This window comes from Bacillus sp. LR--39 (assembly GCF_053613335.1).
Window position 1 is genome coordinate 1127498 of sequence record NZ_JBSIOT010000001.1, and the last position, 21538, is coordinate 1149035.

Here is a 21538-nt window from a genome sequence, read left to right on the forward strand (position 1 = left end):
TTACCTCTCCACTCAAGCCAAAAGAGCAGATATTATATCTGCTCTTCATCTTGGCCAAAATAAAAATCTTCGTCCTTAATCGGTTCTACCGTCGCCTTTTTGTAGCCGTTCCCTTTCATGGAGAAGAAATCATGTGATTTTGTTTTGGTGTTTAATCCGTTTAATACGATCGGATTAATATCCTCTTCTTCAAAGTAAGGATCGAACCCTAAGTTCATCAAAGCTTTATTGGCGTTATAGCGGATGAATTTCTTTACATCGTGTGAGAGTCCGACTTGATCGTACAAGTCCTCTGTATATTCAAGCTCATTTTCATATAACTGATTCAGAAGGTCAATCGCAAATTCACGAAGCTCTGCTTTTTTCTCTTCTGTCTGTTTATTATAAATTTCCTGAGCAAGGAGACCGACATACACGCCGTGAATCGCTTCGTCACGAAGGATCAGGTTAATGATCTCACCGCTTTGCATCAGTTTTCCTTGTCCGTAGAAATATAACGGATAATAGAAACCGCTGTAGAAAAGGAAGCTTTCCAGATAGACGGAAGCAACCATCGCTTTGAACAGTGAAATTTCATCGTCTTTTTGAATGGCTTTGTAAAGCCCGACAATCATTTGCGCTTTTTTCTGCAAATATTTATTTTGTTTAACCCATTCAAATACTTCATTAATCGTTTCAGTCGGAGCAAGCGTCATAAAAATATTTGAATATGATTTTGCGTGCACCGCGTTTTCCATCATCGCCATGAAATTAAGAACCGCTTTTCGCTGATGACCTTCGACGTGCTCGGCCACAATCGGCATGCCCGTGTTCCCCTGCTCTGTATCAAGCAGTGTCAGGCCGGCGAGCACCTTCATGTACGTATCCTGCTCATTTTTACCCAAATACTTCCAAGTGAGAAGATCGCCGTTTAATGCGATCTCTTCCGGAAGCCAAAACTGCTTTACGTTTTGGTTGTAAAACATTTGGGTGAAATCATCTTCATGCTTTGACCAGTTTGCTGCGTCATAAATTTTTGTCACTGTAAACTCTCCTTTAATCAAACGACACAAGAAAGACAGCTGTCCTGCCCGGTATCTTTCGTTCTTGCATAGTAAATGGTTTTGATGCCTCTATGGTGGGCATACAGATCAATACGATTCAGATCACGAGTTGTCATCGTATCTTTCAAAAACAGGGTAAAGCTGATTCCCTGATCGATATGCTGCTGGATTGTCGCGATCATATCCACCACTTTGAACATGTCCATATCATAAGCTTCTTTGTAGAAGAACCAGTTATTAGACGCTAACCCCGGCATCGGGTAATACGTTTTTGAATTTCCGTATGTTCTTTCTTCGATCCGTTCCATGATCGGCATAACGGACGCCGTGCTGGATTGGACGTAGGAAATGGAGCCTGTCGGCGCGATGCACAGTCTGTAGCTGTGGTACATGCCGTTTTCAGCGACAAACGCCTTCAGCTCTTTCCAGTCTTCGATTGTCGGAATGTGCATGCCTTCAAAGAGCGCAGCGATTTTTTCGTATGCCGGTGAGAACTCTTTTTCGATGTATTTATTGAAATATTCTCCCGTTGCATAAGTGGAGCCTTCATAATGCTCAAACGTTTCGCCTTTTTCTTTCGCAAGCTCAGCTGAACGCTGAATGGAATAAAAGTTCACCATCATAAAGAACGTATTCGCGAAATCTCTTGCTTCCGGGCTTTCATACGCGATGCCGTTTTGGGCCAGGTAACCGTGAAGGTTCATAGCGCCTAAACCGATGGACTTCATCGCTTTGTTCGCGCGTCTGACTGCCGGCGCGTTGCGGATATCCGTCGTCTCAGATACATGAGTCAGGGAATCCGTCGCGAGTTTCACCGTGCGCTCAATCGATTTATGTTTCATGACATTCAGTATATTTAATGAACCAAGGTTGCAGGAAATGTCCAAGCCGATTTCATCTTCCTCGTCATAATCTGTGTAAGCTGAAACCTGTGACGCCTGAAGCACTTCAGAGCAAAGGTTCGAGAATTTCACTTTTGATACGTGGTTATTCGCGTGCTCTTTGTTTACGTTATCCTGGAACATAATGTACGGATAACCTGACTCAGAACGGAGAACGGCAAGCTTTTCAAGCAATTTGCGCGCATTCACTTTTTCTTTTTTGACACGAGGGTTGTCGACAAGCTCCTCATACATCGCCGTCATGTCCATTTCGTCCATATGCTGGCCGTATTCTTTATAAATCGTATGCGGATAGAATACATAAGCCGCTTTATCCTCACGTGCAAGCTCAACGAACTTATCCGGAATGACGACACCGATAGAAAGCGTCTTGACGCGCACATCTTCATCCGCAGAAATCTTTTTCGTATCAAGAAAATCATTGATATCGCGGTGGAAAATATTTAAATACGCCGCGCCTGAGCCTTGTCTTTGGCCCATTTGGTCAGCGTAACGGAACGCATTATCAAGAAGCTTCATGACGCCTACAACACCTTTTGTGGCGTTTTCAACATCTTTAATCGCTTCGCCTTTCGCGCGAAGCTTCGACAGATTAAGAGAAACCCCGCCGCCCAATTTAGACAGCTGCATGGAAATATCGATCGCCCGTGAAATATCGTTTAAGGAATCGTTGACTTCGAGCAAGAAGCAGCTCACCAGTTCTCCGCGGCGTTTTCTGCCGGCATTCAAAAATGTCGGTGTACTCGGCTGATATTCCTGATTGATCATCAGATTCACATATTCTTTTGCTTTCTCAGTGTCGCCGTTTGCGAAGAACAGCGCAACAATTGAGATTCGGTCCTCATAACGCTCGAGGATTCTTTTCTTGTCATTCGTTTTCAAAGCATAGTCATTATAGAATTTAAACGCACTCATGAAGGAAGGAAAACGAAACTTCTTTGCGTAAGCTGTCTTAAACACTTCTTTAATGTCTTCAAAAGAGTAAAGGCTTAAGAATTCCTCTTCGTAGTATTGGTTTTCAATCAAATAATCCAGCTTCTCTTTTAAATCGTGAAAGTAAACTGTGTTTTGATTGATATAGTCAACAAAATAGCTATGTACAGCCTCTTTATCTTTATCAAACTGGAATTTTCCATCTTGTTGGATCATGATTTCGTTATTTAACTGGATCCATTTTGGCACTTGATTTTGTGACAACTCTTTCTACCTCCTGAGTAAACAATTCAACGTCTTTAGATGTGCCGCTGAGTTCAAATTTGTGCAAGATCGGCACCTGATATTGTCTTGAAATGGTATCGGCGCTTTTTGCAAAGTTATCGCCCCATACTTTGTTGCCGCTCGCAGCGACTCCTAATAAGAGATGGGCGTATTTTTCGAGAAATGATTGTGTTGATGCCGGTACCTGGCCGAAGTTTGTCGTGTAGGTGACCAAAACAAACGGAGTGTCCACGTGGTCCGTTTCGTCCACCTTGCGGATCAGCTGGAAGTCTGTTTTATTCACAAAACGCTGAACATTCCCTGTCTTTGAATCAAATATGATTTGAACCATCCTTATCACGACCTATCAAAAATAATGAATCTCTTAACACTATATATAGTATACTAACCTCTCAGAAAAACACAACATATTGAGATCGATTTATAAAAAATTCATATTTTTGAAAGAGCGGACTTTGGCTCTAGCCCGATTAACGCCCAAAAAAGAGAGCAGAACGAGAATCATCTCTCATCCTACTCAAGGTGTCATGTGTAAGCCGATGTCTATCATAACATGAAAAAAAACTGCTTAGTAGTCTAGACTTTTATTCTTATTTTTTGTAAGAATCACATTTTTTTTCGCTTTCAACGGTTTCTTCAATCTCCACATCAGCACCGATTTCTTTCAGTACGGCTTTCAGAGCGCTTGTGATGGAAGCCTCTCTGATCAGTTCTTTGCCGTCAACGATGATGCTGGTTCCATATTCATAGCAGGAATCATCTTCACAAGTTTCTTCCCAATGGTTGATTATCACCTTGTGTTTCAATCGTCTCACCCTCTGCATGATCAATGTCAGTACTTAGTGTAGCTTGTGCGGCCCGCTTTGTAAATTCGAACGCTTGTGAAATTTATTCAAGCTCATCCAGCGCCGTTTCTTTTTTCAGTTCGATTCTATTCGTTTTTTCATCATAGCGGTATATTTTTAAGTAACCGTCCTCAACGATGCCGAAACGATTATGTTCCAGCTGCACCATGCCTTCTGTCTGCGGTTCGGTATCCGCCAAGCCGCCGTCATCATCCGTCACCACCGTCTCATGATTGCTGCAAGCTCCAAACAGCAAAAAAACAGCGATCCAAACGAGCGTAATCCTGATTCTTCTCAGTTCATTTTCACTTTCGAACACGATTTTCCGAACCCCCTTTTATGTATCCGATATACAGCCTGCAATATACAGATGCGCATAGAAAAAGACCATTGTTCATGGTCTTTTTCAAAAAGTCTATTCAAGCTCAAGCTGGACGTTTTTTTGCGGGGCGAACGTGGAGATGGCATGTTTATAAATAAGCTGCTGCTTCCCCTCCGTTTCGAGCAAAACGGTAAAGTTGTCAAAGCCTTTTACCTGGCCGCGAAGCTGGAAGCCGTTGAGTAAAAACACCGTGACGAACGTATTGTCTTTTCGGATTTGATTCAAAAACTGATCTTGAATATTAATCGGTTTCATGTTTCGTCCTCCTTGGTTCTCAATACAATACTGTTTCGATTAAATTTCCAGTTTTCCTGCTATGCACTCGAAAATTTCCTTTTTTTTCTGCTCAATATCAACAGGCGGCGTCATATCTGTCCATGAAACGGGCATTTTATTGCGAAACCAGGTCAGCTGGCGTTTCGCATATCGCCTAGAATTTTGTTTTAATTGCTCCACAGCCTGAGGAAGCGGCACTTTTCCATCAAGATATTCATACAGCTCTTTATAGCCGATCGCCTGAATCGATTGGCTGTCCCGGATATTCATATCATACAGCCGCTTTACTTCGTCAAGAAGGCCGGTTTCCAGCATCAGGTCAACGCGCTCGTTAATCCGGTCGTACAGCACTTCTCTGTCCATTGTAAGACCGATAAGAACCGCATTGTAAAGCAGCTCCCGTTTTTGGGTTTTAAGATGCTCTGACATTGTTTTTCCCGATACATGCAGAATTTCGAGCGCGCGGATGACTCTTCGCGTATTGTTTTGATGAATGGCTGTCGCCGCTTCCGGGTCGGTTGCCGCAAGCTTGGCATGAAGCGCTTCCGCCCCTTCTTCAGCCGCCAGTTTCTCCATGCGCTCCCGGAATACAGGGTCACCGGAGTTTTCCGTGAACGTATAGTCATACAGCACGGACTGAATGTACAGACCCGTTCCCCCGACAATCATCGGCAGCTTTCCTCTATCGGCAATCTCGGTGATTTTTCCCCTTACCATTTTCTGATAATCCGCCGTTGAAAAAGTGTCGGACGGCTCCAAAATATCAATCAGGTGATGCGGCACGCCTTCTGTCTCTTCTTCGGTGACTTTGGCCGTTCCGATGTCCATCCCTTTATATACCTGCATGGAATCTCCGCTGATGATTTCCGCATTCAGCATTTTCGCGAGTCCGATGCTTAGTTTTGTTTTTCCGACTGCCGTCGGTCCGACAAGTATGACGACAGGCTGTTTTTTATTTTTCAATATGTATCACTCTCTTTTATAAATCTCCCCCTAATTATAGCATTCATTTCTTCAGGCACCTATCCATTTTGCCCTTTTTCCTGAGCGCTAAACGTCCACTACCACCCGATCGGCTCGTTTCCGACAACCTCTCTCGTTTTTCCTTTGAGTGTATGGCGGTGCGTTTTCCGTCCTTCCTCCCGCGGATCGTAAACGACGCCGCCGTGCTGGATCTGAATCGGCTCATTGTAGGCGGCAAAGGTGGTCTCTGAAAGCTCATGGTAATGTGTTCCGTCAACCCTCGGGATGGCAGGGCCGGAAATGCCGTAATACCTATGAAAATGGCCGTTTTCAAACGAGGTGATGCCCGTATAGAAATGTGTATGCTCATCTGTATTGCTGCCGTTCTCCGGCTGCGAAAAGCCTTCAATCAAATGGTAATGCCCCTGCACTACATCCGTAACCGCCCGGTATGCGTGTGTGTGCGGAGGTTTTTTTGACCAATCGGACTGATACAGGCCCACAAAAGCTCACTCCTTTATTTTTTTGATAAACGCCCAATCAAAAATTGGTGGGCTGAATACTCTGTTATCATCTCAAATTTATTCTTGGAGGTACCTTAATTATGAATGAAGAATACACATACGCAGTAGATAGTGATATGAGACAGTTTGGGCGGCCTGGATTTGGGTTCGGACGTCCCGGATTTGGGTTTGGACGGCCGGGATTCGGCTTCGGGCGGCCCGGATTCGGATTTGGATTCGGACGGCCGGGTTTTGGATTTGGCCGGCCTTGGTTTGGTTATGGATTCGGACGGCCGTTTGGTTTTTACGGCGGACCGTTTTTCGGAGGGCTTGTCGGGGGGCTTGTCGGAAGCGCTTTATTCAATCCGTACTTGTACGGGGGTTACGGCTACGGCTATCCGTATTACTATTGACGAATCAAAAAGGCTCCTCCACGGGGGCCTTTTTGTATAGGCCTAATGTCTTGACTTGGCGGGCAAAGTTCGGATATTATTTTATTTTACTGCCTTAAACAAAAGGCATAAGGATTATGATGAGAGGGGGATTTGATATGATTCTGGGTTATATCTTCCTCACAATTGCTATTTTATCAGAGTCAATCGGCGCGGCCATGCTGAAGGTCTCCCGCGGATTTACGCGGTTTTTGCCGAGCGCGCTTGTAGTGGCAGGCTATTCATTGGCCTTTTATATGCTTTCACTGACACTGAATCTCATTCCGCTCAGCTTATCCTATGCAACATGGAGCGGAGCCGGAACGGTGCTCGCATCCATTATCGGAGCGAAATGGTTTCATGAAAAACTGGACAAGCAGGCCGTCATCGGGCTCTTTTTCTTATTGGCCGGTGTCATTTTGATGAATTGGTAGAAAGGAGAGGCATGCTGATGAAAGGATTACTTTGCTTGGCATTAGCCATTGTATCAGAAGTGTTCGGGAGCACGATGCTGAAGCTGTCGGACGGTTTTACGCACCTGTGGCCCGCTCTCGGCGTCATTGCCGGAATCGGAGCCTCTTTTATGTTTTTGAGCTTCTCATTGAAAAGCCTTGATTTATCCGCCGCATACGCGACATGGTCAGGTGTCGGCACCGCTTTAACGGCAATTGTCGGCTTTATTGTTTTTAAGGAAGCCATAACGATCAAAATGATGATCGGGCTTGTTTTGGTCATCACGGGCGTCATCCTGCTGAACCGTTCCAAGTCTCAAAAAGCTAAAAAAAATCAAACGGCCCGGAGCTGACCGTTTGAACTCGTCAAGCGCCGGCAGCTTTTACTTCAACCTCAAGCCCCATCTCCACGTTTCCTCGGACCGCTCGTGAAATCATACACGAGGACTCCGCTTTCTGCGCTAACTTCCTGGCGAGCGTAAAGTCCGTTTCGGCTGCATCCGGCTTTAATAATATAAACGGACGGTGAATGATTTTCTGGTACGTGAACACACCGTTCGTGACGTCTACAATTCCTTCAGATTCCATATGTAGATCTTCTTTATCCAGGCCGCTTCTTTCCATCATCGCCGCAAGCGTTATAATATAACAGGTCGCGGCCGCTCCAAGCAGCATTTCATCAGGATTTGTGCCTTCTCCGGGTCCGTCCATTTCCTTAGGAATGGACACAGCCGTTTCCAGCCGGCCGCTTTTAATATCGCCGACGTCATTGCGATTTCCGGGCCAATTTGCTTTTAAATAAAAGTGATGTGTTGCCAAGGGACAAACCTCCTTTTTTTTCAGTTTACTCATCATTCACTGATTTGTCTTTTTTTAAGCTCACGAATACTCTTGATTGATCACTCTTTTTATCGTACGGACAAACCGGTAAAATTCCTCCGTTTTTGTGAATTCCCTTTCGCGATAATCAAAATTATCAAAAAGCGCTTCCCGCTGTTCTCTGCTGATCTCAAGCTGTATGCTCAGCCCGGTTTGCGCCTGGTTATTGATATTTTCGGTGTTAACCCCGGCCAGACCGGTTTTTGAGGTTGCCAATTCTGCAGAAAATCCGTTTCGTTCGAGAGCTCTCACCAATTTTTTCGCCCGCTTCCGATCGCTTCCTCCGACAAGAGTATTTTTCTCGTCGCCTTTATAACCGTGCACTGCGATAACATAATGGTGCTGCTTAATGCTTTCGACTGCTGAAGGCTCATCGAACTTGGTGCTCGTAATATGAAGAGTCTGGTTATCATGCGTTTTTAATCCCTCAAACAGATAGGTTGAATAATCATCGCTGAAAGAGCGGACGATCTCGCTCACCCCGCCCTCAATTCTCCCTCCGTGCGGCGACATGATCAATACGGGGCTCCCCTTTCGCTTATTGTACGATATATGATAATCATCGGGGTCTTCATGTTCAGCCAAATCTTTAAAATCTGTGTATGTATCAGAAGAATTCGAGGGATCAGGATCTGACGCATAATGAGCACATCTTATTAGTAAGACCATTGCTACGATAATGATGACATTAAGTAAAATTCTTTTCATCAGCTCTCCTTCTTTGCTCCTTTCTGAAAAATGACATGTTCATTATATGGATTTTTGTCAATAGGTCTTATCTTAACATTCTATTAACATTATCATCAGTGAAAAACTTCCCGGTTTCGAAAAATCAATGGATTGTCACGGTTCAAGCGCTCAAATGCCGGGCATCAGTGAAAAAAGGTTGAGAGAGGGCAAAAAAAAAGGGAGGAACGCCCGAATTTTCAGGGGCGGGAGATTCACAGCCGGAAACGGACGGCATCAAGAATACGCTTTTAAAAATGAATATCCGCCTCCCGAAGCAAATGCACAGGACAGAATGGAGCCCGTCAAAAAAGTTCTCACCTGCCTTTTTGTACAGCAAAATGCCGTTACAGCCCGCTCATCCCCTTTTTTTATCATAATGGTCCGTTTTGAAATGGAGCCGTCTTTTTTCATATATATAATATCAATCGGAAGCTGTTTTTCCAAGGAATGTCTCAATATTATGTTCATGTATATACCTCCTTCCGCCGGCTTCATCATAACCGAACGAACGTTCTCTTCCAACTCGATTTCTTCTCCTGAAAAAGCCGCAAGTAACCAGCGCTCCTGAAGGACAAACAAACTGACCGAACATACGGCCTGTTCATATGGTATAGAGAGAATCGCCAGAATGGGAGGAAAAGTATATATGTTTGGTTACTCAATGGTACAAATGGTGCGGTCAAATGCTCATAAGCTGGACTGGCCGCTCAGAGAAAACGTATTACAGTTATATAAACCTTTCAAATGGACACCTTGCTTTTTGCACAAGTTTTTCGAAAAAAAGGTGAAAAACAGAAAGAAAATGTCAGTCATCATTGAATTTGAAGAGGGCTGCCATGAATCCGGTTTTCACAGCACAGGACAGGTCTTATCAAAAGAAAAACGCTGCACCATAAAAAAGCAGTTTCAAACAATCAATTGCTGCAGCGCCGAAGTCACTCCGTCCGCCCTTCACATGCTTCTTTCGCAATGCCGGGATATCCGTAAAATCTATTTAAACCGTGAAGTAAAAGCGCTCCTTGATACGGCAGCTGAATCGTCTCATGCAAAAGAAGTGACCCGTAACGGCACCGTATTAACAGGAAAAGGCGTAATCGTTGCCGTTATTGATACCGGAATCTATCAGCATCCCGATTTAGAAGGCAGAGTTATCGGATTTGCGGACTTTGTCAACCAAAAGACAGAACCGTATGACGACAACGGGCACGGCACCCATTGCGCCGGTGATATCGCAAGCAGCGGCGCTTCATCTTCGGGTAAATATCAGGGGCCGGCGCCGGAAGCCGATCTGATCGGAGTCAAGGTTTTAAACAAATCAGGATCAGGAACCTTGGCTGATATCATTGAAGGTGTGGAATGGTGCATACAATATAATAAAGAACACACAAAGAATCCGATCAAAATCATCAGCATGTCACTGGGCGGAGATGCGCTCAGATATGATAAAGAAACGGACGACCCGCTCGTCAAGGCCGTTGAAGAGGCATGGAATAAAGGAATCGTCGTCTGCGTCGCCGCGGGCAACTCCGGTCCGGAAGCTCAAACGATTTCAAGCCCCGGTGTCAGCGAGAAGGTCATCACGGTAGGCGCCTATGATGACAATGATACGGCCGGCAATGAGGACGATACGGTCGCTTCATTCTCAAGCCGCGGCCCGACTGTGTACGGAAAAGAGAAGCCTGACATTCTTGCGCCCGGGGTCGATATCGTATCTCTCCGTTCTCCGCGTTCATACCTTGACAAATTACAGAAATCAAACCGTGTAGGCTCCTTGTATTTCAGTCTGTCGGGCACGTCCATGGCCACTCCGATCTGTGCGGGCATTGCCGCCTTAATTCTTCAGCAGAACCCGCAGCTTTCGCCTGACGAAGTGAAAACACTGATCAAACAAAGTCCGGATCAATGGACAAATGAAGATCCGAACATTTACGGAGCGGGCGCAGTGAACGCCGAAAACGCCGTGCCGAAAGAGTAACCTTTTTATCATGAGAACGGGGTCGTCTGCACCGGCAGATGACTCCGTTTTTCAGGTGAACAGATGAAACATTTATAATGAAGGAACTCGGAATGCTTTAGAACCGGCTGTCAGAAAAAAAGATCAATGCAAGGCAGTGTATTTCTAAAAAAATAGGGAATAAGTATGGTGTAGATAAAAGGAGGAATCACAATGGCACTTACAAACACCGAATTGTCTGAATGGCTGCAAAAACAGATCGGACAAACGCTTGATATCAGAAAAGGAGAGCTGACAGACAGCCGAAACGAGATTTCTGATATGGACCAGATCATGCTTCACCTTGATGATGTTCTCGTCCGCCGGACAAATCATCCCGATGACTATGTAGCTGACGAAGAGCTCGTCCTAAAAGGACACGGCACAACCTATACGGAGGAAGGAAATGTCCCGCTCCCTCAAGATGCGTATGAAATCCCTTTGCTCGGCGACATTACCATCCAAAAGGAGCAAGACGGATTAAAGGTACATACAGATCGGGCCGTTTATACAATCGGGACCCGGAAAGAGCAATAAAAAGAAAAAACGCCCTGAATCAGCGGCGTTTTTTTATTGGTTTTTTTCTTCAGAATATCCGTGGAACATCGTGAATGCGCAAAGCATAATGCCTAAAATAATGATAATCGGAAGCCAGATCACGGCAAACTTATAATCCGGTTCGGCAAAAGCGCCTATGACCGCCCCAAAACAATACAGCACCAAGGCAAGCGCGCGCAAAACAGCATCTCTCGTAAACTGCTTCCGCTTGTCCGCTTTGTAAAACCTTGCGGTGAGATCTTCAAAAAAATTAGCGAGCGTTCCTGTTAATACGGTCGTGGAAATCCCCGCTACACCAAGTTTTCTCGCGGCTGTCGTCTGCATTCCCATTGCGAAGCTGAGCAGCATAATCAGCACATAAACAGAAATGGCATCTGCAAAAAAGCAAGAGAACAAAGCAAACAGCAGCAAAACAGCTCCTTCAATAGCTAAAGCGGCAGTTACCGCAGGGGGCCAGAATGATTTCTTTTTATTGCCCACAAGCAGGGCCGCGGCAATAACGCCGGCAATAAATCCGATTAACGAGGTTAACGATTTGAGTACGGCAAGGTGCCATGAGTTGCCGACCGCCAGGCCGAACAGAACGATGTTCCCCGTCATATTGGCGGTAAAGATATGTCCCAGGCTTAAATAACCGATCACATCCACAATTCCCGCTGTTAAACAAAGAAGTAAAAGTGCAATATTTCGGTATGTAGTCACTGTCAATGTGATCCAATCCTTTCTCATGCTGATTCCAACATATAAGTTTACTCTTTGCCATTTCATATGTCCAGCCGGCGTGCCGCTTTTTCAGAGCATAAAAAAACTCCGGCGAACCGGAGAAGTTACTGAACGATAAATAATACTCTCGTGCCGTCGGAATATCCGCTCATTTGATTTCCAACCCATGAACCGGCCCCGCGGTTATCCGACGGGGTTACATATCTGATATCAGCCCCCGCCCCGCCTTCTGTGCAGACTGCCATGGGCCATTCATCACGGTCAAACCCGGGCTTTGTCGGAATTCCTTTCAATGATTCTTTCCTTCTATTCTCCGCTCCGCCCCTATCAATTGTACAAATCTCAGAATGACCTGCCGAAATGGCGTCTTTTATATGATTTCCCGTCTCCGGATATTTTGACAGCGGGAAATACAGCACCTGATCGTATCGGGATGCGGCACGAGCAGCACTGTCCGAATGGATGCCGGCGCCCGTAAGGCCGAACTGAAGAGAGATCACCAAAAGCAGACTTGCCGCCCATTTCATAAACGCATTCATTCACATCCTCCTTAAGAAGTTGATATGAAGCGTAAATATGTATATTAGCCGGATTTAACACACATGATGAAATGGCAAAAAAAGTTTGCTGTTTTGTTGATAATCAACGAAAATGGCAGCTTTACGATTTGTCTATTGAACCGGCTTCTGTTTCCTTATATATTTTAGACATACTTATGAGCCGTTGTGATCAGTGTCTTCGGCAGATAAAAGGAGGAATGCCGTCCGGTCGGCAGGCACCGGCTGTTTGTTATGTCTTTTCAAAAACATGAAGGCGGGGAAATCCAGATGGAAAAAACAATGTTTCACCCACACTCACCCGAGTTTCACGAAAACCCTTTTGCGGTTTTAAGCAGATTCAGAGAGAAGGACCCCATACATAAATTCGAACTGCAGCGTTTCGGAGGCACCTTTCCGGCTTGGCTCATCACGCGTTATGATGATTGTATGGCGTTTTTAAAAGACGGCAGAATTACGAGAGATGTAAAACGGGTCATGCCGAAGGAGCTGATCGCGAAGCTGAATGTCAGTGAAGATATCGATTTTGTCTCAGAGCATATGCTGGCAAAAGACCCCCCGGATCATTCACGTCTTCGATCTTTGGTGCATCAGGGGTTCACTCCCCGGATGATTGAGCAGCTTCGCACCGGGATAGAGCAGATCACAGAAGAGCTGCTGGATAAAATGGAAACAAAAGCAGACCCTGATATCATGAGAGATTTCGCCGCACCGCTTCCGTTTATCGTCATTTCCGAGCTGCTCGGAATTCCGAAAGAAGACCGCGCCAAATTTCAAGTGTGGACAAACGCAATGGTCGACACGTCAGAAAGCGGACAAGATGCGACCAACCAGGCTCTCAAAGAATTTAAACAATATATGAAAACACTGATCGAAGAAAAAAGAAAACATCCGGGTGAAGACTTGACGAGCAAGCTTATTTACGCTGAAGAGGACGGCCAAAAGCTGAGTGAATCAGAGCTGTATTCCATGCTGTTTTTGTTAGTCGTTGCCGGGCTTGAAACAACGGTTAACCTTCTTGGCTCCGGCACTCTGGCGCTTCTTCTGCACAAAGACCAGATGGAGAAGATAAAGCGGCAGCCGGAAAATATCCAGATGGCGGTTGAAGAGCTTTTGCGTTATACCTCTCCCGTCATCATGATGGCGAATCGATGGGCGATTGAAGATTTCACTTATAAAGATGTTTCTATTAAAAAAGGTGAAATGATATTTATCGGCATCGGTTCAGCCAATCGGGACCCGGAATATTTTGATGATCCTGATACATTAAATATAGCGAGAACACCGAACCGTCATATTTCTTTTGGATTCGGCATTCATTTTTGTCTCGGGGCTCCGCTCGCCCGGATGGAAGCATCCATTGCCTTTACCGCGCTTTTAAAACGGTTTCCGAATATAGAGCTGAAAGGCGCGCCCGAGGATGTAACATGGAGAAAAAATGTGTTTTTGAGAGGGCTTGAAACATTGCCTGTCAGATTTTAATATCGCCCCCGGTTTATCGGGGGTTTTTTTAATGTCTTATAAACAGAAATCAATATAACAATGAAAATTTAGTACATAGTAAATTTAGTTCTATATAAATAAAAAAGCGGCCGGATTGCTCCGGCCGTTCTCTATTACCGTTTTACCAGCTCATTTGTTTCGTCCAGCTTTTTTCTGAAAGATTTAAGGAAATTTGCGCTTATCGTTCCTTTGTTTGCGTACAGTTTTTCGCAGAATGCTTTAATGGCGTTTTGCGGCTTTGGTTCCGACAGCATTGTGACATGATTGGAAGAGTGAACGTCCAGCAGGTGAAACTGTTTCATCTGGCGTTCCCATTCTTTCCAATACGCATCTTGGTCTAACGGAATTTGTTCTTCCTCTGCTGTCAGATAACGTTCAAGATCTCCGAGGAACAAACCGCTTTTATTACGGAAGTAGTAGCATTGCAGCGCTTCCGGATGAGGCAGCGGCTTCATGTCATACTCTTCCATTCCGTAAGCGAGCTGCGTCTTCATCATTTGCTCCAGCTGCATCCGGATCGCTTCTTCGGATTTTGGCAGACCGCGCTTTTTGGCAAGGCCGATCAATTCTTTCAATATCTCTTCTTCCTCAGCCTGGACGGTAATGTCTTCTCTGCTGATTAATGCCTCTTCAAGGTTTTCAGGCTTAAGATATGCTGCAAGCATCGTATTGATCGTTTGCAGCATGACTGACTTAACAGATGGTTTTCTTTCTTTCCATTTTTCACTGTACGGGGTGTCGATCATGACGGCGCTTTTTACCGTATGACCTTCCTCCTGCAAGAGGCGCGCGGTTTCGTATGCAAGCATTCCGCCCAAGGAATATCCGCCGAGGTCATAAGGGCCTTTCGGCTGTACCGCTTGGATGATTCTCATATAAGAAACGGCAGTCTCTTCGATTCCTTGCAGCGGCTCTTTCCCTGTCAAACCTCTTGCCTGGATGCCGTAAAAAGGCCGCTGACTCTTTTTGGCGAATGGCTGGTATGCTTCCACGCCTCCCGTTCCGCCGTGAAACCAAAAAACAGGACGGCCTTTTTCTCTATCATTCAGCTTGACGAGTTCGGGAAAATTCCGGCCCGCCTCCTGCGATTGGTTCGTTTTTAACAGCATGCTAATCTCCTGAACAGTGCTGCATTTCTGAAGAGCCTCCAGACTGATGCGGCTGTCTCCGCCCTCAAGTTTTTTCAGCAGCTGAATAGAGGAGATTGAATCGAAGCCGTATTCAGTCAGCGGCTTATTTTGATCCATTTCCGCTGGCTCCATCCCCAAAATGTCTGCCACAATGTCAGCCGCGCTCCCGCGGCAGAGCTGAGGCTCCTGTGAAACCAATGCAAGGCTGATGTCTTCTGGCTGACCGCCGTTCCAATACTTATGGTTTTCAAAAGGATATGTCGGAAGCGGCACTCTTTGAACAGATTTGCCTTGGTGGAGTCTGTCCCACGGTATATCCGCACCTTTCACCCAGCAAAATGCAAGCTTTTCCAGATTATTTTCAGCCAACAGCGTCTCTGTGACGACTGTACCGAGAGTCCCTTCCAGTAAAACGCCGATATCTCCTGATCCAGTCTGCTGACTGCCTGTAAAGAAGCTTTTCATTCCATTGCTTTCTTCGGAAAATGCTCTGTACTCTTTCAGTTTTTCCAGCAATTCATCTTGATTGCGGGCAACGAGTGCCAGGCGCCAGTTCATCGCCTCACGGCCGGTCTGAAGCGTATAAGCAATATCCCGCAATGACGGAGTATCTCCAGTTTGCACAAAATCAGCCAGCTGACCTGCGGCCGCCTTTAGGCGCCCTTCGCTCTTAGCAGAAAGCACGATAAGCTGCGGTTCATGCGCAGATTCTTTGTCTTTATGGCTCGGGCTGTACTGTTCCAAGACGACATGCGCATTCATGCCGCCGAAGCCATAGCTGTTAATTGCGGCCCGGCGCGGGATCGGTCTGCCCGTATGGTCGGTGAACTGTGTCCATTCCTGATTGTCTTCGGTGAAACGGAAGCGGCTTTTCTGAATGGCCATTTGCTCATTTGCAGCTGTAAATCCGGGAATACCCGGGATGGTATGATGCTTCATGGCCATCGCCACTTTTATAAGGGCAGCCAGTCCGGAAGCGAGTTCGCCGTGCCCGATGCAAGGTTTCACGGTGCTGATATAACAAGGCGCGCTTTCCTCTTGATTTGCAGACTCTCCGTAACCCGCTTTGATTGCATTAAACTCCAGCGCATCTGCCATTTCGGAGGCAATGCCGTGCGCTTCAATATAAGTGACGGTTTGCGGATCAACTTCGGTGTCTTCGTACGCTTTTTTCATCGCGGCCTTCATTCCCGCCGGATTCGGTGCGTGAAGCGACATGCCTTTACCGCCGTGAGACACTCCTGTTCCTTTAATGACCATGTGAATATGATCGCCGTCATCAATTGCCGCCTCAAGCGGTTTGATGATGATCACGCCCGCCCCTTCGCTTCTGACAAAGCCATCGGCATCTTTTTGGAACGATTTCGCCCGGCCGTTTTTGCTTAAATATCCCATTGAGTCAAAACCGATAAAGCCCTTCGGCGATTGCAGAATATTGGCGGCTCCCACGACAGCCTGCTCACATTCGTTATGGCGGATTGATTGAACTGCCCTGTGCAATGCCACCAGCGTTGACGTGCAGGCAGCCTCGTAATATTCACTCGGTCCTTGTAAATTCAAGGCATATGAAATTCTGTTCGGAATGATGGACGGAATGGCTGTTCCATTGTTCGGATCGCTGTTGCTCGCGGCAATGAAAACGCCTGTCGGTCTGCTTGATAATGCCTTATTTGTAAGGCCCGCATCCTCCATTGCCTTCCATGTATGCATCAAAAGCAGAAATTGCTCCGGCCCCATTTGTGATGCCTCTTTAGGAGAAATTCCGAAAAAGAGCGGGTCAAATTCGCCGACACCGTCAATAAAACCGCCCCATCTGAGACTCGTGTCATTCTCATCACCGGCGTAACGGCGCCAGTCCCAGCGGTCCGCCGGAATTTCGGTAATACAGTGATCCCCGTTTACGATGTGCTCCCAAAAAGACTGGATATCCGGGGATTGCGGAAACTGAGCTGACATACCGATAATCGCGATTCCTTGCTTGATATCGGCGTTATCACAAGGCTTATGCTGTTTCTTCGGTAAAGTGCGCTCTTCTGTTTCCGTGACCCTGGCCTCTTCTGAATGCTTATGATCGGCAAGCAATTGAGAAAACTTGCTCTCATATGCTGACGCGAAGTGGCGGGTCAGCTCCTCCGCGGTCGGATACTCGAAAAACAATGTTGGATTCACATCGATGTCCGCCTCTTGGCCGATCTCTTTTGTCAGCCCGATCAGGCTCGCTGAATCAAGTCCCAATTCCATGATATTTGCGTCAGAATGAAGAGATGGCGTGGGTTCATCCATCATCTTGGCGAGCTTGCCAAGGACGTAGCTGCGGATATCATCTGTCAGACTGCCGGCAGAAATCGGTGCTCCCGCATTCTTAACAGCCGTTCGGGCCGGCTGATTTATCTGTTCGGTTTTCGGGCGGAACCGTTTCAGGGCATAGCCTTCAAAACGCATCACCACTTCCGATCGCCTGCTGATGACATCTGCGTTAATCAGAATCATTTCCCCCGTTTGTTTGGCCAGCTTGATGTGCAGCCAGCAATCGGTAAGATCTTCCGGGCTGCTGAAGGTGACGGAATTAATGCCGAACGGCAGATAGCTTTCCGCCTCCGTTTGGTCCAATAAAGAAAGTGAGGCCAAGTAAGCACTGTTGGCGATTAACGGATTTACGGCATAATGATGCGCTTGTTGTGAGTCGCTATTGTTCAGGTTCACTTTCGCTAAAACGCCATCAGAGCTTTTGTACAGGCGGGTGATCGTTTTAAATTCTTCTCCCCACACGACGGTTCCCGTTCCGTCTCCGTATAACTCATCTATCCGGCCCACTTCCCGGTAAGAGCGCTGAATGGCCGTCAGATCCGCGTGCTGCTTTTGAAACGGATACGGGCTGCACTCGGCATACGCCGCTATGCTCCAATCAGGAGACGTGCGGCTGCGGTGCATTATGCTCAGTTCAAATCCATCCCCGTTTTGTTTCGATTCTGTTTTCAGCTCGATGCGATCGCCTTTTTTTACGGTAATGGGGCTCGTGTAATTCAGTTTTTTAATTTGTCCTCCTTCCGCTTCAGGAAAAATTTCACAAAAATGATCGACTGCCAGACTGTTATACGTAGCGCCGACGAGTACCGGTTCTCCGCTGAATTGATGCCCTTTCACGTATGGGTCGTCATCACTGTATACCGACTGAACGCCGGCAGCGTTTTCTGATTCACCGAATTGAAAAGAAGTCCCGTGGTCAAAAGCGTAGGCCGGCAGATGAACGGCGTGCTCTTGCTGCAACTGATCAAACGCGATATTCTCTCCTTTTTCCCATTGCCGCGCACGCCGGCCAATATCAGAATCGGAGAAATTGAGATTCCGCTGATCCATGCGGTAAGCGGACAGCTTTTCCAGCAGTTCCTGAACGGAAGCAGCCGTAAATGCCGCCCGATACTCCAAATGATGCGTTCTTTTTTGCAGCGCGGATGCGATGGCGGCCGGATGAAGAGATGGCGTCTTTTCTAAAAAAGCCGCCAGTCTCTCAAGATAGGCTTCAAAACTCCATTTTGTTTTCGCTGACACAGGGAAAATATATTCCTCATCGCCGTGACGGGCCTGATCGGAATTCGGGCTGATATATTCTTCTACGATGAGATTTGCATATGCCCCGCCTGCCCCGAAGGAATTGATCATACTTCTCCGCGGTATGATGTCCCCCGTTTCGGCATCCTTCAGACGTTCCCAATACTCGGTTTTTTCCTGCAGGTAAAAAGCCGTTTGTTCAAGCGCGATATTCGGATTTTGCGGTTTTGCGTTAATCGTCGGGACTAATGTTTCCCGCTCCATTTGCAGCAGCACTTTCGCGAGCTGGGACATGCCGGAAGCCGCCTCTAAATGGCCGAGATTTGACTTGACGGATCCAAGCGCGCAAAAACGTTTTTTATCAGTATATTGCGCGAACGCGTTTGTCAGGGCAATGACCTCAATCGGATCTCCCAATACAGACCCGTTTGCCGCTGATTCAACATAACTGATTGTTTCCGGATTGATTCCGGCCTTGTCGATGGAAGCCGCCATGAGCTTCGCCTGCTGTTTCGGATCCGGAGCCGTGTACATCTGCCTTCCGCCGCTATGGCACAACGCGCTGCTTTTAATGACCCCGTAAATATGGTCTTTGTCAGCAACCGCTTTGGAGAGCGGCTTCAAGAGCACCGCCCCGACTCCTTCTCCCGGCATCAGGCCCGTGCCGGTTCCGAAGCTTTTGCTCTCACTTCCCTGTTCAAGCAAATTAGCCCGTTCGAGCGCATCATATTTAGACGGTTCAAGCGTGAGATTGACCCCTCCGGCAATCGCCATGGAACAGCTGTTAAGCTTCAGGCTTTCACAGGCGAGATGAATGGCGCTCAGTGAGCTGGAGCATGCGGTCGTAACGCCCATGCTCGGACCCGTTAAATTGAAAAAGTGGGAAATGCGGTTGGCGATATGCCAATCCCCTCCGTTAGAGCTGAGCGCGGCTTTTTCCAATGACGGGATATTCCAGAAATATTGATTGTACATACTGCCCATAAATACACCGATGCCGCTGTCTGATTCCTGCCATTCGTTTACTCTTTCTAACGAGTAACCGCCGTTTTCAAATGTTTCCCATACGGTTTCTAAGCTTAGACGGAGCTCAGGCGTCATCTCCATCACATGGTCTTCCCGGATGTCAAACAAGTGATGGTCAAAAGCGTCAATATGCTGCAGAAATCCGCCGTACCGTGTTTTGCGTTCTTCTTTTCGTGTTTCTTTTGCCATTGTTTTCAGAAGACCGGACTTCCATCTGTTTTCCGGGGCTTCCGTAATACAGCTGTCTCCGGCTTTTAAATGTTCCCACAGCTCATCGAGCGTTTCAGACTCGGGATAGCGGCCGCTGATGCCGATAATGGCAATGTCGTCACGATCAGAATGATTAACGGTGACGGTTTCTGTTTCCGGCTTTGGCGCTTTTGGCTCTTTTTGTTCAGTGATAAATCGCCGCGTTTCCGTGACAAGCGGCACCGGTTCATTCATTGCAGGTTCCGGATGCTCCGTTTCAGGAGGCGCTTGTTCGGCTCCGAATGCCTGTTGCAGCTTATCCGAGTAATTTTCCAGCAAATACTCGGCAAGTTCTTTCGTATTCGTGTGTTCAAATAAGACCGTTTTTGGCAGCTCGCCCGTCAATGTTTCCAGTTCGCGGATAAAATTCACCTGCAAAATGGAGTCGATGCCGTATTTTTCAAAGCTGGTTTCCGGCTGAATGCGCTCGGGAGCAAGCTTTATGGACTTGGCTAACGTTTCTTTTATGAATTGCACAGTCCGGTCTGTGACTGAGAAAGGCGGTTCTGTGAAATCAGCCGGCTCTTTGGAAGCCGCAGTTTCTTCAACCGCCTGCGCGTCCGGCTGCTTTTGCCTGATAACGCCGTCGCTTTCTGCCGCCACGATCTGCTGGCCGAAGTGATGTGACGATTCCGCCATAAATGTAACGTACCGATATCCCTCGCTTTCCAGCGCAGACTGCCACGCTTCAGGATACAGCCCCGGGCATCCGGGAATGCGCAGTTTGGCGTCTTCATACAGCCACCAGCCTTCCAAAAGGCCGAATGTCAGGTGAGAATAAACCGAATGGCTGCTGATCTCATTTAATAGCAAAATCCCATTCTTTTTAAGCACCGCTTTGGCATTGCGAAGTGTCCGCCGAATATTTTTTGTCGCGTGAAGCACATTTGCCGCAATTACCGCGTCATATGCGCCCGCCTCTATACCCTGCAAAGCCGGGGGCTCTTCCACATTAAACCGCTTATAAGTCAAATACGGATTGTCGGGACCGTATTCTTTTTCAGCATGCATGAAAAAGGCCTTTGACAGATCGGTGTAGCAATATTCTTTCACATGATGTTTGTACTCTTTTAATCTTTTGAAAACGGCCGCGCTCGTCCCGCCCGTCCCCGCTCCGATCTCTAATATCCGGATTTCCGCGTTCGGGTCTTCTTTCAGGCGTTCTTCAATGAAAGCCGTCAATGTGTCAGCGAGCACCTCATTAAAGTAGTCTGCCGTTTCATTGTTTTTATAGATTCCTTCCACCAATTCCATTGAGGAATCAGGAAACAGAACATCAGTGGCAGAAACTCTGCCGGATAAAATATCCGGCAAAGCTCTGAGAGCGGTCTCCACTAAGGTGATCATCGCCTCTTTGCTGCTGTCCTTGAGTAAAGGAGCTTTCTTTTCATCCCATTCTTGCCACAGCACGTCCGCACGCTCTATCGGACCCGTTAACACATACGTACTGCCTGACTGTTTCAAAAAGCCTTTTTGCACCAAGATGGAGATGCTTTCTTCCAGCCACCTGCCGTAAAACCCCTGCATGACAGGCTGCGTTTCGTTTTCCGTAAAAAATCCGACAGATTTCAGCTGGCCTGCCAATAGTTTGTAAAGAAGATCTTCAGTGTTTTGCAAAGCCGTCCCC

The 21538-nt window shown here is 46.8% G+C and carries 20 protein-coding genes; 6 read left to right on the forward strand and 14 right to left on the reverse strand.

Translation table 11 applies throughout. From position 1 onward, the window contains the following. Positions 1-32: 32 nt before the first annotated feature. The 8 genes from nrdF to ACWHAR_RS05650 form a co-directional block, all read right to left on the reverse strand. Positions 33-1022, reverse strand: a complete 990-nt coding sequence (nrdF, locus tag ACWHAR_RS05615; protein WP_012117608.1) for a class 1b ribonucleoside-diphosphate reductase subunit beta — start codon at positions 1020-1022, stop codon at positions 33-35. A 17-nt stretch (positions 1023-1039) separates the two neighbouring features. Then, the gene (gene nrdE / locus ACWHAR_RS05620) at positions 1040-3142 is read right to left on the reverse strand and encodes a class 1b ribonucleoside-diphosphate reductase subunit alpha (protein WP_007611605.1); all 2103 of its coding nucleotides are present in this window, start codon (positions 3140-3142) and stop codon (positions 1040-1042) included. Further along, entirely contained in the window at positions 3102-3494 is a 393-nt protein-coding gene (gene nrdI, locus ACWHAR_RS05625) for a class Ib ribonucleoside-diphosphate reductase assembly flavoprotein NrdI (protein WP_003154061.1), read from the reverse strand. Before nrdI ends, nrdE begins: the two co-directional genes overlap by 41 nt. A gap of 259 nt (positions 3495-3753) precedes the next feature. After that, the gene (locus tag ACWHAR_RS05630; protein WP_003154062.1) at positions 3754-3969 is read right to left on the reverse strand and encodes a hypothetical protein; all 216 of its coding nucleotides are present in this window, start codon (positions 3967-3969) and stop codon (positions 3754-3756) included. A gap of 82 nt (positions 3970-4051) precedes the next feature. Beyond that, on the reverse strand, positions 4052-4327 hold the full coding sequence (locus ACWHAR_RS05635) for a YmzC family protein (RefSeq protein ID WP_032874991.1): 276 nt from the start codon (positions 4325-4327) through the stop codon (positions 4052-4054). Positions 4328-4423: 96 nt separating this feature from the next. Next, positions 4424-4645 (reverse strand): RNA chaperone Hfq, encoded by a 222-nt coding sequence (hfq, locus tag ACWHAR_RS05640; protein ID WP_003154064.1) that lies wholly within the window; start codon positions 4643-4645, stop codon positions 4424-4426. A 39-nt stretch (positions 4646-4684) separates the two neighbouring features. Then, positions 4685-5629 (reverse strand): tRNA (adenosine(37)-N6)-dimethylallyltransferase MiaA, encoded by a 945-nt coding sequence (gene miaA, locus ACWHAR_RS05645; protein ID WP_032874989.1) that lies wholly within the window; start codon positions 5627-5629, stop codon positions 4685-4687. Between the two features lie 98 nt (positions 5630-5727). Continuing rightward, a complete protein-coding gene (locus ACWHAR_RS05650) occupies positions 5728-6132 on the reverse strand; it encodes a YmaF family protein (protein WP_014417831.1) in 405 nt (134 codons plus the stop codon). Positions 6133-6269: 137 nt separating this feature from the next. Here ACWHAR_RS05650 and ACWHAR_RS05655 point away from each other — a divergent pair, with 137 nt between their 5' ends. The 3 genes from ACWHAR_RS05655 (at position 6270) to erbB (ending at position 7368) form a co-directional block, all read left to right on the forward strand. Further along, positions 6270-6545, forward strand: a complete 276-nt coding sequence (locus ACWHAR_RS05655; protein WP_373681458.1) for a hypothetical protein — start codon at positions 6270-6272, stop codon at positions 6543-6545. Positions 6546-6682: 137 nt separating this feature from the next. Continuing rightward, entirely contained in the window at positions 6683-6997 is a 315-nt protein-coding gene (erbA, locus tag ACWHAR_RS05660; protein WP_007410378.1) for an SMR family multidrug efflux transporter EbrA, read from the forward strand. Positions 6998-7014: 17 nt separating this feature from the next. Then, complete coding sequence (gene erbB / locus ACWHAR_RS05665) at positions 7015-7368, forward strand: SMR family multidrug efflux transporter EbrB (RefSeq protein WP_032874987.1); 354 nt, start codon at positions 7015-7017, stop codon at positions 7366-7368. Between the two features lie 13 nt (positions 7369-7381). Here erbB and ACWHAR_RS05670 read toward each other — a convergent pair whose 3' ends face one another. The 3 genes from ACWHAR_RS05670 to ACWHAR_RS05680 form a co-directional block, all read right to left on the reverse strand. Then, complete coding sequence (locus ACWHAR_RS05670; RefSeq protein WP_032874985.1) at positions 7382-7834, reverse strand: OsmC family protein; 453 nt, start codon at positions 7832-7834, stop codon at positions 7382-7384. Between the two features lie 60 nt (positions 7835-7894). Next, a complete protein-coding gene (locus tag ACWHAR_RS05675; RefSeq protein ID WP_032874983.1) occupies positions 7895-8602 on the reverse strand; it encodes a poly-gamma-glutamate hydrolase family protein in 708 nt (235 codons plus the stop codon). Positions 8603-8857: 255 nt separating this feature from the next. After that, positions 8858-9091: a hypothetical protein gene (locus ACWHAR_RS05680; RefSeq protein WP_032875236.1), complete on the reverse strand. Its 234-nt coding sequence runs from the start codon at positions 9089-9091 to the stop codon at positions 8858-8860. A 178-nt stretch (positions 9092-9269) separates the two neighbouring features. Here ACWHAR_RS05680 and ACWHAR_RS05685 point away from each other — a divergent pair, with 178 nt between their 5' ends. Next, positions 9270-10598 (forward strand): S8 family peptidase, encoded by a 1329-nt coding sequence (locus ACWHAR_RS05685; RefSeq protein WP_032874981.1) that lies wholly within the window; start codon positions 9270-9272, stop codon positions 10596-10598. 192 nt (positions 10599-10790) lie between these two features. After that, complete coding sequence (locus tag ACWHAR_RS05690; RefSeq protein WP_007410383.1) at positions 10791-11153, forward strand: hypothetical protein; 363 nt, start codon at positions 10791-10793, stop codon at positions 11151-11153. Positions 11154-11186: 33 nt separating this feature from the next. Here ACWHAR_RS05690 and ACWHAR_RS05695 read toward each other — a convergent pair whose 3' ends face one another. Next, entirely contained in the window at positions 11187-11942 is a 756-nt protein-coding gene (locus ACWHAR_RS05695) for a YoaK family protein (protein WP_032874979.1), read from the reverse strand. Positions 11943-12001: 59 nt separating this feature from the next. Next, positions 12002-12436 (reverse strand): NucA/NucB deoxyribonuclease domain-containing protein, encoded by a 435-nt coding sequence (locus ACWHAR_RS05700; protein WP_007611576.1) that lies wholly within the window; start codon positions 12434-12436, stop codon positions 12002-12004. Positions 12437-12724: 288 nt separating this feature from the next. Between ACWHAR_RS05700 and ACWHAR_RS05705 the strand changes: the two genes are divergently transcribed. After that, a complete protein-coding gene (locus tag ACWHAR_RS05705) occupies positions 12725-13936 on the forward strand; it encodes a cytochrome P450 family protein (protein ID WP_032875233.1) in 1212 nt (403 codons plus the stop codon). 134 nt (positions 13937-14070) lie between these two features. Here the strand turns inward: ACWHAR_RS05705 and ACWHAR_RS05710 are convergent, their stop codons facing one another. Further along, entirely contained in the window at positions 14071-21528 is a 7458-nt protein-coding gene (locus ACWHAR_RS05710) for a beta-ketoacyl synthase N-terminal-like domain-containing protein (protein ID WP_032874977.1), read from the reverse strand. Positions 21529-21538 lie beyond the last annotated feature (10 nt).

Excerpts from the sequence above, each read along its gene's own strand:
- nrdI (WP_003154061.1), bottom strand. The coding sequence starts at position 3,494 with ATGGTTCAAATCATATTTGATTCAAAGACAGGGAATGTTCAGCGTTTT.
- hfq (WP_003154064.1), bottom strand. The coding sequence starts at position 4,645 with ATGAAACCGATTAATATTCAAGATCAGTTTTTGAATCAAATCCGAAAA.
- ACWHAR_RS05655 (WP_373681458.1), top strand. The coding sequence starts at position 6,270 with ATGAGACAGTTTGGGCGGCCTGGATTTGGGTTCGGACGTCCCGGATTT.
- erbA (WP_007410378.1), top strand. The coding sequence starts at position 6,683 with ATGATTCTGGGTTATATCTTCCTCACAATTGCTATTTTATCAGAGTCA.
- erbB (WP_032874987.1), top strand. The coding sequence starts at position 7,015 with ATGAAAGGATTACTTTGCTTGGCATTAGCCATTGTATCAGAAGTGTTC.
- ACWHAR_RS05675 (WP_032874983.1), bottom strand. The coding sequence starts at position 8,602 with ATGAAAAGAATTTTACTTAATGTCATCATTATCGTAGCAATGGTCTTA.
- ACWHAR_RS05680 (WP_032875236.1), bottom strand. The coding sequence starts at position 9,091 with ATGAACATAATATTGAGACATTCCTTGGAAAAACAGCTTCCGATTGAT.
- ACWHAR_RS05685 (WP_032874981.1), top strand. The coding sequence starts at position 9,270 with ATGTTTGGTTACTCAATGGTACAAATGGTGCGGTCAAATGCTCATAAG.
- ACWHAR_RS05690 (WP_007410383.1), top strand. The coding sequence starts at position 10,791 with ATGGCACTTACAAACACCGAATTGTCTGAATGGCTGCAAAAACAGATC.
- ACWHAR_RS05695 (WP_032874979.1), bottom strand. The coding sequence starts at position 11,942 with ATGAAATGGCAAAGAGTAAACTTATATGTTGGAATCAGCATGAGAAAG.
- ACWHAR_RS05700 (WP_007611576.1), bottom strand. The coding sequence starts at position 12,436 with ATGAATGCGTTTATGAAATGGGCGGCAAGTCTGCTTTTGGTGATCTCT.
- ACWHAR_RS05705 (WP_032875233.1), top strand. The coding sequence starts at position 12,725 with ATGGAAAAAACAATGTTTCACCCACACTCACCCGAGTTTCACGAAAAC.